We start from the raw sequence: 15220 nt of genomic DNA, 5'->3' as shown, positions 1-15220 counted from the left end.
TGCTTCCTGATCTTTCTGATATTTTATATTTCATTTATATGTCAGGTTCTGAGTATTCATGAGAAATCAGGTAAGGCAGGTCCGCTAAAAATAAAAGGCAGAGTCTGTTTTACCGGAAATTAAAACTTCCCGGATATCTGCAGAAGAAGGATTTTGAAAAACTCTCAGTCCGAATTCAGGGATAACCGCCAGGATATGATCGAAGATATCGGATTGTATATTTTCGTAGGGAACCCAATTTTTTTCCGAAGAAAAGAAGTAAATTTCTAAAGGAATACCTTTTTCTGTGGGCTGGAGCTGACGCACCATATGGGTCAGGTTTTTACTGGTGACAGGCAGATGCCGGAGGTAGTTTTCCAGATAAGCTCTGAAAACCCCCAGGTTTGTCTGATGCAGTCCATTGATTAGCAGGCAATCCTCAATATGATGTTCTTTATTATATTGCTGTGCCCGTTTTTCTGTTTTTTCAATGTAATCTTTGAGAATTGTAATTTTCCTGAATTTTTCAATCATTTCCGGGGTACAGAAATGTACCGTATTCATGTCAATGTTGATGGAACGTTTGATTCTCCGGCCTTCCGATTCGCTCATTCCTCTCCAGTTTTGAAAAGAGTCACTTACTAAAGCATAAGGGGGAATGGTCGTAATCGTATTGTCGAAATTACGGACTTTAACGGTGTTGAGGGTAACTTCTATCACCACTCCGTCTGCATTGTATTTCGGCATAGTAATCCAGTCGCCCGGCCGAAGCATATCATTGGCAGAGAGCTGTATGCCGGACACTAACCCCATGATACTGTCTTTGAATACTAACATCAGGATGGCAGCCGAGGCTCCCAGGCCAGCTAAAAGATGGGCGGGAGATTTCCCGATGAGTACACTGATAATAAGAATGCTCCCTATAAAAAATAAGGCGACCTGAATGATTTGATATATTCCTTTTAAAGGACGTTCCCGAAAGGCTTCTTTTTGGTTGATCAATTCAAATAAGGTGCCTAAAAAAATATTGGAAAACCGGATGGAGACGGCAATAATGTAGATCATACACAATTTCCGGAGGAAAATGAAAAGATCCGTGACATCCGGAAAGGCTAGCGGAAGACAGGCATAGAGAATGACAGGAGGAATCAGATGACAGAAGTTGTTCATCACTTTGTCATTGAACAATAAATCGTCCCAGGTCGCCTTTGTACGTTGGGTGACCTGACGGATCAGCCGGATCAGGCCCTGACGGCAAATAAAGTCAGCCAAGTAAGCAATAATGAGAATTATAAAAAGAATGACAAGGTGATTGACAACACCGCTCATGTTTTCACTAACTCCTAAATATTCCAAAAGTTTTTGAACCCAACTGCTTATGATTTTCATATCTTTATCAATAAAATAGAGTAAATTTCCAATCTGAAAGAAAGATTGAGCTGGATTTTTCAGATTCGGAACTGCTAAGATATAATTATTTGGAAAAAATAAGGGAATTTAGAAACGTAAAAAAGGAGAGGGACAGAAGATTATTTTCTTCCTTGTGAAGATTTTAACCTTTGGATGTTTATTTTTGCAAAAGATATTTTCTCAAAGATCATACAGATCGGAGATCGTCAGAGTAGATTTAAAGAAGAAAATAAAAGCAAGATAATATGGCTGTCATGTGGAATTTATGGCATGGATGCCGGAAAATAAGTGAAGGATGCCGGCATTGCTATGTATACCGGCAGGATAAACAATATGGAAAAGACAGCAGTGTTGTGATCCGTACAGCTAATTTTGCTTTACCGGTAAAACGGAAACGGGATAAAACTTATAAAGTACCTGCCGGAGAAACCGTGTATACTTGTTTTACATCTGATTTTTTTGTACAGGATGCCGATAAATGGCGGGCTGAGGCCTGGGCGATGATCAGCGAAAGACGGGATTTGAAGTTTTTTATGATTACAAAGCGGATAGACCGGTTTCAGGTGTCCTTGCCGGAAGATTGGGGAGAAGGATACGAACACGTGTCTATCGCTTGTACAGTGGAAAATCAGGCCATGGCAGATTATCGTTTGCCTATTTATAAAGAATTACCGATTAAGCATAAGATCATTATATGCGCTCCTTTACTGGAAAAATTAGATTTGATCTCTTATCTGGATGCTTCGGTGGAAGAAGTTGCTGTGGGAGGAGATTCCGGTTCGGAGGCGAGAATCTGTGAGTATGATTGGGTATTGGATATCCGGCGGCAATGTATGGAAAAAGGGGTGCCGTTTTGTTTTCATCAGACCGGCGCCCGTTTGCGGAAGAGAGGAAAATTATATCGGATCCGGCGGGAGTTTCAGCATTCGCAGGCCCGGCGCGCAGGTATTGATTATAAAAGATAAAGGGGATCAGGAAAGAGTAAAATTACACAAAAGGGCACGTCCCTAATGTGTAAAAATGGAAAGAGAGAAAATGAGGAAAGTACGTTTTGGAGTCGTAGGGACTAATTTTATTACGGACTGGGTGATTGCAGGCGCCCGTCAGGATGCCCGTTTTGAGTTAAAAGCAGTCTGTTCCCGTTCGGAAGAGAAGGGGAAGGAGTTTGCCCGAAAGCATGGAATTCCGTATGTATATACGTCTCTGGAAGAAATGGCAGGTCGTTCTGACATAGATGCGGTGTATATCGCCTCACCTAATTTTATGCATGCTTCCCAGAGTATATTGTGTATGGAGTCGGGAAAGCCGGTGTTGTGTGAAAAACCTTTGGCTTCCAATGTTGCTGAGGCAAAGGCGATGATTGAGACTTCGAGGCGTTGCGGAGTGACTTTAATGGAAGCGATGAAGCCGACTTTGACTCCTCATTTTAACAGGGTCCGGGAGCATTTGCAGTATGCAGGCCGGGTTCGCCGTTATTTTGCTTCTTTTTGCCAGTACTCTTCCCGTTACGATAAATTAAAAGAAGGCGTAGTATTGAATGCTTTTAAACCGGAATATTCAAATGGAGCTACGATGGATCTGGGAGTGTATACGATTTATCCGCTGGTAGTGTTATTCGGCCGTCCTTCTACCATACAGGCATGTGGGGAAGTATTGCCTACAGGAGCAGACGGGCAGGCTGCAGTACATTTGATTTACGAAGGAATGAATGCGACTGTATTGTATTCTAAAATTTCGGATTCTTATTTACCGGCAGAAATACAGGGAGAGAAAGGAACGCTGCTGCTGGATAAAATACAGAAAATTTCAGAAGTAGTTTTTATTCCTCACGGTGTTGCCACTTCCGGAAAAGGGGCTTCTCCTCTGCGGCAAAAGCTGGATGTTACGGCGAATAAAGATGAGTATTATTACGAAATAGCTGAATTTATAAATTTAATTCAGGACGGAAAACCAGAGTCGGAAATCAATTCCCACCTGCATTCTTTAATAACTTTGGAAATTACGGATGAAATCCGCCGTCAGTTGGGTGTCGTTTTCCCTGCAGACAAGAATGTCAGAAAGTCGGTTTCATTTTCTGCCGGTGCCGGACTCGAGAGCGGATGGTGAAAAACAAAACGGGCTCCTTTTTGATAATTCGAATCGATGTAGATGCGGCCGCCCAGGGTGTCAGCTATCAATTTGCAGAGGGGCAAACCCAGGCCGGTTCCTTGAGTGAATGGATCGAGTTTTTCAAACCGTTCAAAAATAATACCGTGTTTATTCTGAGGAATACCGCATCCGCTGTCAGTTACGGAAAAAATGAAATCTTCCGCAGCAGGCCGGAGCTTTAGAATGATTTCTCCGGAGGATGTAAATTTTGCAGCATTGATCAGTAATATAGTCAGTAGTTTTTTCAGTAGTTTTATATCTGTTTCCAACCAGTAAGAATTGAGGGAAGAATCAAAAATAAACCGGGCATTGGTCGATTTCTTTTCAGCTTCTGCTTTCAAAATTTTACTACTGAGCTGGACGACATCACAAGGAATAAAATCAGCTTGAAAACTACCGGATTCCAGTTCGGAAATATCGAGTACATCGCTGACTAATGAAAAATTCCGTATATTCGTTGTACAAAACAGGGAAACAAAATGGTAGGACAAATAGAATTTCTGCTGCAGGCCCGTTCCAGGGGAATACATTTAATAACGGAAGAAATCGAGCGTCATTTACCGGATTTACCGATGAAGGGGATTGTTCATCTTTTTTTAAAGCATACTTCTGCTGCATTGACCCTGAATGAAAATGCAGATCCGGACGTACGGGTGGATTTAGAGGCTATATTCGATCGTTTAGTGAAGGAAAGAGAAACTTTTTACCGCCATACGGCAGAAGGGGATGACGATATGCCGGCCCATGCGAAAACTGTTTTGACGGGGGTAAGTCTTACCCTGCCCGTAAAAAACGGAAAATTAAATCTGGGGATCTGGCAAGGCATATATTTGTGTGAGTTCAGGCATTTGGGCGGGGAACGGAGAATGGTAGCTACCGTTATCAGTTGATACGGATAACGGTTAAAGATATTTATGTTTAAAAACTGATTTAAAACTTCGCTGATTAAGGAACTACCGGTTCTGAACTTTGGTCCGTTTAATCAGCGAAGTATTTCTGATTTGCGATGTATATTTGTCAGCCTAAAAGTTGTGAAAAATTTAGCAAGCAGGATTAAGCAGACAGTTTGCGGGCATCCTGCCGTTTGACAATTTGCCCGTATACAATGAGGGCAATAGCCGATAGAAGGGCTATTCCTGCAAAATAATACCAGATATAGTGTGCGTGGCTGCTGGCGGCCAGCCATTCTTCGCGGGTAGAAAAAAGGTCGGGTTCCGGACAGTATTTACTCAGCAGGTAACCGGACAATCCGAAACCTAAAATAGAAGAAAGGAAAGAATGGAGATGGCTGAACCCTAAATAAAGACCTTCTTCCCCTTTCGGTGCCTGTAATGAAAAATATTCCAGAAAACGGGGAGAAATAAAGGTTTCTGCCAATCCCTGGAACACGATTCCTACTACCATCATAAAGGCAACCGGATGCATGGTTAAAATTGTACTTTGGGGATTCAGCATGTTTCCGTAGGCCATACAGAGGGCAGAAACGGGCATGATAAACATACCAATGGTCATAGACGTCAAAGCTGTCTGCTTATGCATGATTTGAGTTACCAGATTTACAGTAAATACCACAACCAGCGGGTTTACATTGGCATACCAGGAGGGGGAAGCTCCTTCTCCGGCCAGACGTAATACATATTTAGGCATAGTGGCGTACAGCTGGTGTTGCACCATCCAAAAACCGGTAATGATGACGATGAGTGTGATGAGCCGGCCGTTTGTACAGACTTTCAGAAGAGCGTACCAGATTTGACGGAAGGTTTTTCCTTCCCCGCTGTGATGGGCACTTTTATAGAAAAACCAGATCGCAATCAGAGCCAGTAAAGTCATGGAAGCTGAAAAATAATTCAGGTTAATTAGACCTTCGTTGCCCATCGCTTCCCGCAAAGGCTTTACAATTGTCTTTCCGGAAAAGGCTCCTATATTTACCATACCGTAAAAAATAGCAAAACCTTTTGCCCGGGTCTCTGCTGTCGTTTCTCTTGCTACTGTGGCAGAAATGACACTTTTAATAAAAGCACCTCCCAAAACAATCAGAGTCATGATGGGAATAATGCCATAACGTATTCCGCTTTCCGTCAATCCTTTGAATACAGTGGTTTTCCCGTATTCCACCAATCCTGCACTTTCCAGATAAGTCGGGAATAAAGCTAATCCTCCGTATCCGATTGTCAAAAGCGTAAAAGCCAGTAACATGGAATGCCGGTAGCCGATTTTGTCGGCGATTGCTCCGGCAAAAGTGGGCAGTAAATAAAGAAAAGCTGAAAATGTACCCGCAATGGCTGCTGCCTGAAGGTCGTTGAATCCTAAAATACGGCTTAAATAGAGGGTGATGACGATGAAGACCCCATAATAGGCAGCCCGTTCCAATAATTCTACCGTGTTCGCTACCCAAAATGCTTTACTGAACCGGATTTTTTCTTTTGGTTTTGCTGTCGTACTCATTGTAATAATTTAAAAAATAGAAGTTTTATATTTAATTTGAAAAAAAGTCACCACCTGTTATTTATACTTCTTTTTTGAAAAAGTACAAAACTAATCAAAAACTTCAATAAATAAATAGGGAATTAGGATAAGCTATAAATTTTATCTATAGATGAAAATAATAGGTAATTGTATTGTATGCAGAAGTCCGGCTGAAGGGAAAGACTGCTTCTCTATTTCTGGTTTAAAATACAGGCAAATTCCGTAAACACAAAAGGGAGAGATTTCGTATGTTTTCAAAAGAACAGGAACAATTATTTTTATCCGGAAATTGGGTTCGTAAATCGGAGGAGAGAAAGGAAGATGATAAACGTTTTGGGAATTGTAAATGTATTTTTATTGTTTTTATGTTCGGGTATAAATGCTCAGAATATACAAGAAGTGGAAAAGCAGACATTTTTATATGCAGTAAAAGAGGCGGATCATTTGTATTTGGACAAATATGAGCAGAAAGGGGGAGAAGATCCGAAGCCTTGTATGATATTTTTGTTTGGCGGAGGATTTGTAGGGGGACAAAGGGATGATGCCCGTTATATTCCTTATTTTCATTATTGGGCTGAAAAAGGATATGTGGTTGTCGCTATAGATTACCGGTTAGGATTAAAAGGTATAGGGAAGGAAGAAAATAAGAACCCGGATCAGTTTTTGCCTGTTTTGACTGAAGCTGTCCGCATGGCTGTAGAAGATTTATATACGGCTACAAATTATATATTGTCCCGGGCGGAAGAGTGGAAGATTGACCGGAAAAGTATTATTGCCAGTGGTTCGAGTGCAGGTGCGATTACGGTTCTTCAGGGAGAGTATGAGATTTGTAATCAAGGAAATGCAATTTCAACATTGCCTTCAGGTTTTAACTATGCCGGAATAGTTGCTTTTGCCGGAGCCATTTTGGGTACCCAACCGGATTTACATTGGCAACAGTCTCCTGTGCCCATGCTTTTGTTTCAGGGAGATGCGGATGAACGGGTTCCTTTCTATAAGGCTGGGGATGAAAAGGGAGGTTTTTTCGGATCGGATTACATCGCCCGCCAACTGACAAAAATGGATATTCCTCATTATTTTTGTGTATATTTGAATGCGGGGCATGAAATAGCGGGGGTACCCATGGAGGAGAATAAAGGAGAAATTGAGATTTTTCTGGATAAATTGGTCTGGCAGAAACAGATACTAATTATCAATACAGAGATATTCTCAATAGGGAAAGCTGAAATGAAAAAAGAACTGGATCTGATGGATTATATAAATAATAATTTTGAGTGATAGCTTATTAGAAACCGGAAAATACCGGGAGTGTGTGCAACCGGAATAATGTTTAGAATATGGCAAATGAGATAAAAACAGAACTGCATCCCCTGGAACCTTTTTTCCCGAAAGGAGCCCGGGTGCTGATGCTGGGGAGTTTTCCCCCGGCCAGAAACAGGTGGAAAATAAATTTTTACTATCCGAATTTTCAAAACGATATGTGGAGAATCTTCGGTTGTGTATTTTTCAACGACAAAGATCATTTTTTGACAGCGGATCGGAAATCGTTTTCTGAAATTTGTATCCGGCAATTTTTAGAGGAGCGAAAAATTGCTTTATCCGATACGGCCCGGGAGATTATCCGTCAAAAGGGAAATGCTTCCGATAAATTTTTAGAGATTGTAAAGACAGCGGATATAAAAGGAATTTTAGCGCAATTGCCGGAGTGCCGGGCGTTGGTTACGACAGGGCAGAAAGCCACGGATATCCTGCTTACCCTTTTGCCGGCAGAAGAACCCCGGGTGGGGCATTTTTCAGAGTATAAAACGGGTGACCGGCAAATCCGGATTTACCGTATGCCTTCTTCTTCCAGAGCATATCCCAAACCTTTGGCGGAAAAGGCGGAGATATATAAAAGTATGTTCAGAGAACTAGGAATGTTATAGAGAGATGAAGATGTGTTTGTTTATTATAGATATGCAGAATGATTTTTGCCGGCCATACAGCAATTTGTACGTTCCGAATGCAGAATTTGATGCGGGTCGTATTGCCCGTTTGATTGCCAGTTGTACAAAGGAAATTGAGGGAATTATTCTGGCACAGGATGCTCATCAGGTAATGAATATAACACATACTGTTTTTTGGACGGATATACGGGGACGGCATCCGAAACCCGGTACACCTATTAAGGCAGTGGAGGTGGAAAGAGGGGATTGGATTCCTTTTATGGAGAAAGAGAAAGTGCTGAATTATTTGCAGCATTTCGAATCGGAAACAAATGATTTCCACAGGGTTTGGCCGGAACATTGTATTATTGGTAGCGAGGGAGCTGCTATTGTCTCGAGGGTGATGCGGGAAGTGCGGGCCTGGGCTGCCAAAGGACATTTTATATCTATTGTGGAAAAGGGAACTTATCCTTTTGCGGAACAATTCGGTGTTTTCAGGGCTGAAGTTATCGTTGAAGAAGCCCCTTCAACCTGGTTTAATACGTCTTTGCTGCAAGTTCTGAATGCTTACGATACGATTTGGATAGCAGGAGAAGCCCGCACTCATTGTGTAGCGGCTACCCTCAAACAATTGCTGGATTTCCCGGCAATTGTTCCCAAAATAGTAATAGTGGAAGATTGTATGAGTGATGTCCCCGGAGATTATCCGCGGGCAGAAGCTGTATTCGATAAAGCCAGGGAAATGGGAGTTCGTTTTATGACTTCTGTGGAATTACGGCAAGGGAGATATAAAATGAAGAAAAGATGATTATACGGGATTTTATAGACAACGATTTATATAAATTTACCACCATGAATGCTATCCAGAAAAAATTTCCGGAAGCAGAAGTGGCTTATCGTTTTATCGACCGGGGAAAAACGCGTTTCCCGCCTGGTTTTGCAGAAAAACTCAGGCAGGAAGTAGACGCTATGGCTTCGCTTTTTTTATCAGTTGAAGCCGAACAGTTTATGAGGCGGAAATGTTATTATTTTGACGCCGTATTTTTTGATTTATTGAAAGGATTCCGTTTCGATCCCCGTGAGGTGATGATCCGGCAGAAAGGAGAAGAGCTGACGGTTGAGATCCGGGGACTTTGGTATCGTACTGTGTTGTGGGAAGTGCCTTTGATGGCTATTATTTCTGAACTTTATTATCAGATGACTGCCCAGAAACCACGAGGGGTAGAAGAGAAGACGGTACAGAAAGCCCGGGCTTTTACGGAAATGGGAGCGGAACTCTCTGAATTCGGTACCCGTAGGCGGTTTTCGTTTGATGTGCAGGATAAAGTGGTCGGGATATTAAAACAATATATGGGCCCCCTGCTTAACGGAAGCAGTAATGTCTATCTGGCAATGAAACACGATCTGATTCCTATGGGTACTCATCCGCACGAATGGTTTATGTATCACGGAGCCCATTATGGTTACCGGGCGGCGAATGAATTGGCTTTGGCAAACTGGGTGAACGTTTACGACGGTTCCCTGGGTATCGCTTTGACGGATACCTATACATCTGCTAATTTTTTCGGGAGTTTTACAACTAAATATGCAAAGCTGTTTGATGGATTGCGCTGGGATAGCGGAAATCCTTTTGATTTTACAGAACAAGCGATCGCCCATTATCGTTCACATCGGGTCGATCCCCACACCAAAACAATTGTCTATAGCGATGCGCTCAATTTGGAAGAAGTCCGGAAAATTCGGGAATTTGTAAAAGGACGTGTCCATGACGTATACGGTATAGGAACTTATCTTACCAATGATGTCGGAGTGAAACCTTTGAATATGGTGATTAAATTATTCGAATGCCGTCCGAAAGGTTGTCCCTTTTTTATCCCTACCGTAAAACTTTCTGATACAAAAGGGAAACATACCGGTGAGCCGGACGAAATTGCTCTTTGTCTGGGCATATTACGCTTAACGGCAGAAGATCATCCTTTTAATTGATTATCGGACGATTTCCCCTGACAGAAATAAATTAACGCTTTCCAGAGAAAGAGAATAAATATTCCGGACAAATCTTTTCCTCCGGGCTGAAGGTCCGTTGATCAGCGGGTTTTATCAGGCGGATGTGAATCTGATATAAAATGCATGAATCTTTGGCGTATTTTTATATAAAACAAATATAATTTTTTTGAATTATTTTCAAATATTAACATAAACAAGAATTTGTTCGAAATTTAGTCCTTTAAAGTTAAAATAGATAAATAAATATGTCGATTCTTTAAAAATAATTATCTATCTTTGTTGTCTTCTCTATCTGGAAAAAGAGGCAATAAAGAGGAAATACACACCACAATAAAATGGAAGCATAAAATGAAGAAGCAAATCTGGATATTTTGGTTAATAATAGCCATGACAATGATTTCTTGTGAAAAGAAGCGGCAGGAACATTTGTTGGCGGATACAAAAATCGCTTTGGATATTGCGTTGGAGCAGAGTTTACGGATGGCCGAATTATTGGAATCACAACCGGATCGTTTACCGAAAAGTATTTATAAAGGTAAATTAGAGACTTCCGGTTCTGCTTGGTGGACAAGTGGTTTTTTCCCGGGGACGCTTTGGTATTTGTACGAATATTCCGGGAATCCGGCATTGAAAAAATGGGCGGAAAATTATACCTATAGAGTGGAAAAAGAGCAATACCGTACAGATAATCACGATGTTGGTTTTATGATTTTTTGTAGCTTCGGAAATGCTTATCGTATAACCGGGGATTCGGTATGGTTAGGTCCCATCCGGCAGGCTTCCGAATCTTTATGTACCCGTTTTAATCCGGTAGTAGGATGTACCCGTTCCTGGAATGCAAATGCTGCAACGAAACAATGGCAATTTCCGGTAATTATTGATAATATGATGAATTTGGAGATGCTGCTTTGGAGCGCCAAAAAGTTCCGGCAGCCTTATTTTAAGCAGGTAGCCGTTACGCATGCGCTTACGACCATGAAGAATCATTTCCGTCTGGATCACAGCAGTTATCATGTGATCTCCTACGATACACTTACGGGAAAAGTGGAAGCTCGTCAGACTTCGCAGGGATACGGAGATAAAACGGCTTGGGCCCGGGGACAGGCATGGGGATTATACGGGTATACGATGATGTTCCGGGAAACGAAAGACAGTGCGTATCTGCAACAGGCGGAAGCGATTGCCGGTTTTATCATACACCATCCGAACTTGCCGGAGGATAAAATCCCTTATTGGGATTTCAATGCTCCCGACATTCCTGAAGCTTTGCGGGATGCATCTGCCGGAGCTATTATTTGTTCAGCTTTATTAGAGTTAAGCGGATATGTGGAGCCCAAACAAGCGGCTGAATATATGGACGTGGCCGAGAGACAGTTGAAAACGCTATGTTCTCCTGATTATCTGTCTTCTTCGGGGGAAAATGCCAATTTTATTCTGAAACACAGCGTGGGGCATTTTATGAAAGACGTAGAAGTGGACGTCCCTTTGACCTATGCAGATTATTATTTTGTAGAAGCTTTACTCAGATACAGGAAAATCAGGGAAAGTAAAAGATAGTATTTATTCGAAACTGGACGGATGAAAAAAAGCGGGTTATTTATTGTTTTTATCGTATTGTTTGGGGTGGGGGGAAAGGCTGAAAATACAGCTTGTACGGCGGACCGGGAGTATTGGACTGATTTGCTTTACAGGATAGCGGAGCCTGTGCTGAAAAATATGAGTGAGGGGAAATTGAAAAAGAATATGCAGCTTGAATTGAGTCCGGTTTGGGACGGTCGTTGTCCGGAAGTTGCTTACATGGAATGTTTTGGCCGGCTTATGGCCGGTTTGGCGCCCTGGTTAAATTTACCGGATGACGATACGAAAGAAGGAAAGCAAAGGAAGCGACTAAGGGATTGGGCATTGAAAAGTTATGCACAGGCTGTAGATCCGGAGAGCCCGGATTATTTGCTCTGGAATCGGCATAGTCAGGCGCTGGTAGATGCTGCTTACCTTGCGGAGAGTTTTTTAAGGGCTCCCGAACGCTTATGGGCCCCTTTGGATGAAGTGACCAAAAAGCGATATATTTCCGAATTTCAGGGATTACGCCGGTTTACGCCGGTTTATTCCAATTGGTTATTGTTCGTGAGTATGATAGAGACATTTCTGATGACGGTAGAGGAACAGTACGATGTCTATCGGATAGAGATGGGATTGCGCAAAACAGAAGAGTGGTATGTGGGCGATGGATGGTATTCCGATGGAAAGGATTTTGCTTTCGATTATTACAACAGTTACGTGATTCAGCCTATGTATGTGGAAATTTTACAGGCTTTACGAAAAAAGGGAAAAGCTCCTAAAGTTAGTGCAATGCGTTTGGAAAAGGCTATCGGCAGAATGCAACGTTACGGAGTGATACTCGAAAGGCTTATTTCTCCGGAAGGTAGTTATCCGGCTATCGGCAGATCCATGACTTATCGGCTGGGAACTTTTCATGTTTTGTCTTTATTGGCCTGGCAAGAAAACTTACCGAAAGAATTAACCGAAGGACAGGTAAGGGCAGCTTTGACCTGTACGATGAAACGGATGTTTACTACTGCCGGTAATTTTAATTCCAAAGGATTTCTGCAACTGGGTTTTGTAGGACAACAGCCCGCGTTGGCAGACGTATATACAAATAACGGCAGCCTGTATTTGACAAGTTTGGTATTCCTGCCATTAGGATTACCGGCAGAACATTCTTTTTGGACTGTTCCGGACGAAGCATGGACCCAGAAAAAAGCCTGGAACAGTCAAAATTTCCCTAAAGACCATGCCATTGAATAAAATATACTCCTGTAATAATAAAAAATTTAATTTTTCATCTTTTCTTTCTTATTTATCTTCCAATTATTTGGAGTAAAATGTATATAACTTACAATAATTATGTTTAATTATGTATTTGTAAATTAATGTTATATATAAGTAAAATAAAATATAAAAAATTTTTCATATACTTTACTTTTCTATATTTTATATTAATTTTTTTTGTATATTGTTCTCGTTCTTTAGAGAAAAGATTTTTTCGGTGTATGCAGTCCTTTGAGTCTGTAGTAAAGTGCCACGCTGTAGTGTAATAGCGTTATTATTCTGAAAATTATACACTTATCTTTTTAATGATTTTTTGTTCTCCGGTTAAAGTAGTAGAAAAAGAATACAAGTCGAAGTGAAAAACGAGTTTTATCGGTTTTTTCTAAAAACCGATCCTTATATATTAATTTAATCTGTACTCGTATGAAAAAGAAAAAATTAGAATTGAAAAAAGAAGTCATTGTTTCTTTGAATAAGAACATGATGGCAGGCGTATTAGGAGGAGATGTTTTAGGACCGACTCATGCTCCCTCTGATTGCATATGTATGATTTCTGAAAAATCTCCTTGTCAAACGGAAGGATTTAATTGTATTAAATTAACGGATTTTCCTTGTAAATTATCAGATGCCTGTGATACTGTAAATGAATGTATTCCTGTTAAAACAACTGTTTCACCCTGTAAGTCAATTGACTGTGTTATATCGGAGTTTTGTTAATTGTAAAATAAAGATTTAAAAAAAATAATTTGTCTGGGTATCATTGTAAATCTTGAAATTTAATAAAAAAGTAAACGTAGAAACTGAATGTTCCCGATGTGTTTGGAAGATTCACAACTGACCTATCCCTATGCTTTCCAGGATTCCTTCCGATTCTGGAAAGTGGGTTACCCTGATTACAGAATCTGCTTTTAAAAGTATTCAAAGTAGTTTTTGACCTGTTTATATAAAGTTTCAAAAGTTGAAATTGTAAAAAAGCGGTTGCTTCCTTAAATAGTGAAATAAAGGTAAATGTACGGGAAGTGAAAAACATTTTCAGATCGTATGTTCTTATTCCGGGAATTCTGTAAACCGGAAGTAAATGCTCTTTATTAACAATGGAAAATAATTGTGTTGTTTATTTAAACAATGCAGATGTTATTTGTGGACCTCTGGATCCGGGTAAGCCTGCAGACGGTTGTGCTGACCGTTTCGTTATTTGTCTGGTTTAAACATTCGTCTGTTTGTTTATAACTTTTATTCATTTTAATTCTCTCTTTTTGTCATTGACGTTTAAAAGTCTTGCCATGAAAACAAAAAAATTGAAATTGAGAAAAGAGATCATTGCTACTTTAAATAAAAGTACAATGTCTGGAGTATTGGGCGGGGTTGAGATAATCACAGATAAAAACTGTGCTTCACTGAAAGAAATAGCTTGCTTCACACAACCTTGCCGGTTAACAGAAGAAGTGAAGTGTGTCGATGAGACAAAAGCTTCTGTTTGTGGAGCCTGTATTCCCCGTACCGAATCAAAATGTCCGACGATGTTCTTAAATTGTGCTACTGCTGATATGGCATGTAAAGTAACAGATTTTTGTTAGAAAACCTGTTATCGTAAAAACTTTTCCTGGCTTAACCTATGTTTTATTTTAATAAAGAATGAGTTATGAAAAAATTAGTGTTAAAAAAAGAAGTGATCGCCACTTTAAATGAGAAAGCTATGGCTGAATTATACGGAGGAAAAGTAGGCGTTAACCAGACCAATCGCTGTATCGTTACGGAAGATATGGTCTGCTTGTCAGGGACGTGCCTTTCCCGGACGTTGGATTGTGACTCACAAATTAAGATCTGTGAAACCGAAGTGGCTTCCATCTGCCACGCGTGTATCCCCAGTACAGAAGTACATTGTGAAGTAGAGATGTAGTTATTCTACTTTCTAAAAGGCTGTTGAAAAATTTATATGAATCTAAAATGCCAATCGGTGCTTTTTGTACTTGTTTCTTTTCTTTTAAATTAACGATTAAAAAAACTTCCTGATGAAAACAAAAAAATTAGAACTGAAAAAAGAAGTAATTGCAGCTTTGAATAATGATGCAATGTCTCATGTACTAGGCGGAGACCTGGTCGGAAATACCCCCGATTGTATACATCCTTCGGCAGGAGGAGGTTGCGGAAGCGGAATTTGTGTACAAATTACAAAAAGCCCAAAGAATTGTGCTATGACAAAATGGGATACCTGCCTTTGTGTGATACCGGATACAAAATATTGCGTAGTAAAGACTGATGATTGTATACTCAGTGATTTTTGTATTGCTAAAACAGATACTTGTCCTTGATGCTATTGTAATTAGGAAATTCAGTATTCAATAATTGAGTCTGTTTTATAAATTGTAACCTATATAATTATACCTATGAAAACAAAAAAATTAGAACTGAAGAAAGAAATCATTGTCTCCTTAACTAATGAGGGGATGGCTAAT

The 15220-nt window shown here is 40.5% G+C and carries 16 protein-coding genes; 13 read left to right on the top strand and 3 right to left on the bottom strand.

Annotation, left to right across the window (positions count from 1 at the left end; genetic code table 11):
- Positions 1–84: 84 nt before the first annotated feature.
- Entirely contained in the window at positions 85–1308 is a 1224-nt protein-coding gene (locus Q0465_RS11500) for a mechanosensitive ion channel domain-containing protein (RefSeq protein WP_298616466.1), read from the bottom strand.
- A gap of 326 nt (positions 1309–1634) precedes the next feature.
- Between Q0465_RS11500 and Q0465_RS11495 the strand changes: the two genes are divergently transcribed.
- Together Q0465_RS11495 and Q0465_RS11490 are read left to right on the top strand one after the other, a co-directional pair.
- Positions 1635–2354: a DUF5131 family protein gene (locus Q0465_RS11495; protein ID WP_298616404.1), complete on the top strand. Its 720-nt coding sequence runs from the start codon at positions 1635–1637 to the stop codon at positions 2352–2354.
- Positions 2355–2424: 70 nt separating this feature from the next.
- Complete coding sequence (locus tag Q0465_RS11490; protein WP_298616465.1) at positions 2425–3495, top strand: Gfo/Idh/MocA family oxidoreductase; 1071 nt, start codon at positions 2425–2427, stop codon at positions 3493–3495.
- Here the strand turns inward: Q0465_RS11490 and Q0465_RS11485 are convergent.
- A complete protein-coding gene (locus tag Q0465_RS11485; protein WP_298616401.1) occupies positions 3408–4028 on the bottom strand; it encodes a HAMP domain-containing sensor histidine kinase in 621 nt (206 codons plus the stop codon). The two genes, Q0465_RS11490 and Q0465_RS11485, sit on opposite strands and share 88 nt — an antisense overlap.
- Here Q0465_RS11485 and Q0465_RS11480 point away from each other — a divergent pair.
- Positions 4017–4427 carry a secondary thiamine-phosphate synthase enzyme YjbQ gene (locus tag Q0465_RS11480; RefSeq protein WP_298616398.1) on the top strand — a complete coding sequence of 137 codons (411 nt, stop codon included), beginning with the start codon at positions 4017–4019 and terminating at the stop codon, positions 4425–4427. The genes Q0465_RS11485 and Q0465_RS11480 overlap by 12 nt on opposite strands.
- 163 nt (positions 4428–4590) lie before the next feature.
- On the opposite strand, the gene Q0465_RS11475 is transcribed toward Q0465_RS11480, so the two are convergent.
- On the bottom strand, positions 4591–5982 hold the full coding sequence (locus tag Q0465_RS11475) for an MFS transporter (protein WP_298616396.1): 1392 nt from the start codon (positions 5980–5982) through the stop codon (positions 4591–4593).
- 342 nt (positions 5983–6324) lie between these two features.
- On the opposite strand from Q0465_RS11475, the gene Q0465_RS11470 reads away from it, so the two are divergent.
- The 10 genes from Q0465_RS11470 to Q0465_RS11425 all read left to right on the top strand — a co-directional run bounded on the left by Q0465_RS11470 (position 6325) and on the right by Q0465_RS11425 (position 15076).
- The gene (locus Q0465_RS11470; protein WP_298616394.1) at positions 6325–7281 is read left to right on the top strand and encodes a carboxylesterase family protein; all 957 of its coding nucleotides are present in this window, start codon (positions 6325–6327) and stop codon (positions 7279–7281) included.
- A 59-nt stretch (positions 7282–7340) separates the two neighbouring features.
- Positions 7341–7928: a uracil-DNA glycosylase family protein gene (locus tag Q0465_RS11465; protein WP_298616391.1), complete on the top strand. Its 588-nt coding sequence runs from the start codon at positions 7341–7343 to the stop codon at positions 7926–7928.
- Between the two features lie 4 nt (positions 7929–7932).
- Positions 7933–8736 (top strand): isochorismatase family protein, encoded by an 804-nt coding sequence (locus Q0465_RS11460; RefSeq protein ID WP_298616388.1) that lies wholly within the window; start codon positions 7933–7935, stop codon positions 8734–8736.
- Entirely contained in the window at positions 8733–9914 is a 1182-nt protein-coding gene (gene pncB / locus Q0465_RS11455; protein ID WP_298616385.1) for a nicotinate phosphoribosyltransferase, read from the top strand. Before Q0465_RS11460 ends, pncB begins: the two co-directional genes overlap by 4 nt.
- 369 nt (positions 9915–10283) lie before the next feature.
- On the top strand, positions 10284–11492 hold the full coding sequence (locus tag Q0465_RS11450) for a glycoside hydrolase family 88 protein (protein WP_298616383.1): 1209 nt from the start codon (positions 10284–10286) through the stop codon (positions 11490–11492).
- 21 nt (positions 11493–11513) lie between these two features.
- Positions 11514–12740 carry a DUF2264 domain-containing protein gene (locus Q0465_RS11445; RefSeq protein ID WP_298616381.1) on the top strand — a complete coding sequence of 409 codons (1227 nt, stop codon included), beginning with the start codon at positions 11514–11516 and terminating at the stop codon, positions 12738–12740.
- 447 nt (positions 12741–13187) lie between these two features.
- Positions 13188–13481, top strand: coding sequence for a hypothetical protein (locus tag Q0465_RS11440; RefSeq protein WP_298616379.1), 294 nt, complete (start codon positions 13188–13190; stop codon positions 13479–13481).
- Between the two features lie 566 nt (positions 13482–14047).
- Entirely contained in the window at positions 14048–14341 is a 294-nt protein-coding gene (locus Q0465_RS11435) for a class I lanthipeptide (protein WP_298616377.1), read from the top strand.
- Positions 14342–14406: 65 nt separating this feature from the next.
- Positions 14407–14664, top strand: a complete 258-nt coding sequence (locus tag Q0465_RS11430; RefSeq protein WP_298616375.1) for a class I lanthipeptide — start codon at positions 14407–14409, stop codon at positions 14662–14664.
- A 112-nt stretch (positions 14665–14776) separates the two neighbouring features.
- Positions 14777–15076 carry a class I lanthipeptide gene (locus Q0465_RS11425; protein ID WP_298616373.1) on the top strand — a complete coding sequence of 100 codons (300 nt, stop codon included), beginning with the start codon at positions 14777–14779 and terminating at the stop codon, positions 15074–15076.
- Positions 15077–15220 lie beyond the last annotated feature (144 nt).

Origin of the sequence: uncultured Odoribacter sp. (assembly GCF_937966165.1) — a bacterium.
Lineage (GTDB): Bacteria > Bacteroidota > Bacteroidia > Bacteroidales > Marinifilaceae > Culturomica.
Note: the sequence above shows the minus strand (reverse complement) of the source record. Positions and strands in the feature narration are given on the sequence as shown.

What these genes read in the sequence shown, in the direction of transcription:
- Q0465_RS11500 (WP_298616466.1), bottom strand. Translation starts at nt 1,308, where the DNA reads ATGAGCGGTGTTGTCAATCACCTTGTCATTCTTTTTATAATTCTCATT.
- Q0465_RS11495 (WP_298616404.1), top strand. Translation starts at nt 1,635, where the DNA reads ATGGCTGTCATGTGGAATTTATGGCATGGATGCCGGAAAATAAGTGAA.
- Q0465_RS11490 (WP_298616465.1), top strand. Translation starts at nt 2,425, where the DNA reads ATGAGGAAAGTACGTTTTGGAGTCGTAGGGACTAATTTTATTACGGAC.
- Q0465_RS11480 (WP_298616398.1), top strand. Translation starts at nt 4,017, where the DNA reads ATGGTAGGACAAATAGAATTTCTGCTGCAGGCCCGTTCCAGGGGAATA.
- Q0465_RS11475 (WP_298616396.1), bottom strand. Translation starts at nt 5,982, where the DNA reads ATGAGTACGACAGCAAAACCAAAAGAAAAAATCCGGTTCAGTAAAGCA.
- Q0465_RS11470 (WP_298616394.1), top strand. Translation starts at nt 6,325, where the DNA reads ATGATAAACGTTTTGGGAATTGTAAATGTATTTTTATTGTTTTTATGT.
- Q0465_RS11465 (WP_298616391.1), top strand. Translation starts at nt 7,341, where the DNA reads ATGGCAAATGAGATAAAAACAGAACTGCATCCCCTGGAACCTTTTTTC.
- Q0465_RS11460 (WP_298616388.1), top strand. Translation starts at nt 7,933, where the DNA reads ATGAAGATGTGTTTGTTTATTATAGATATGCAGAATGATTTTTGCCGG.
- pncB (WP_298616385.1), top strand. Translation starts at nt 8,733, where the DNA reads ATGATTATACGGGATTTTATAGACAACGATTTATATAAATTTACCACC.
- Q0465_RS11450 (WP_298616383.1), top strand. Translation starts at nt 10,284, where the DNA reads ATGAAGAAGCAAATCTGGATATTTTGGTTAATAATAGCCATGACAATG.
- Q0465_RS11445 (WP_298616381.1), top strand. Translation starts at nt 11,514, where the DNA reads ATGAAAAAAAGCGGGTTATTTATTGTTTTTATCGTATTGTTTGGGGTG.
- Q0465_RS11440 (WP_298616379.1), top strand. Translation starts at nt 13,188, where the DNA reads ATGAAAAAGAAAAAATTAGAATTGAAAAAAGAAGTCATTGTTTCTTTG.
- Q0465_RS11435 (WP_298616377.1), top strand. Translation starts at nt 14,048, where the DNA reads ATGAAAACAAAAAAATTGAAATTGAGAAAAGAGATCATTGCTACTTTA.
- Q0465_RS11430 (WP_298616375.1), top strand. Translation starts at nt 14,407, where the DNA reads ATGAAAAAATTAGTGTTAAAAAAAGAAGTGATCGCCACTTTAAATGAG.
- Q0465_RS11425 (WP_298616373.1), top strand. Translation starts at nt 14,777, where the DNA reads ATGAAAACAAAAAAATTAGAACTGAAAAAAGAAGTAATTGCAGCTTTG.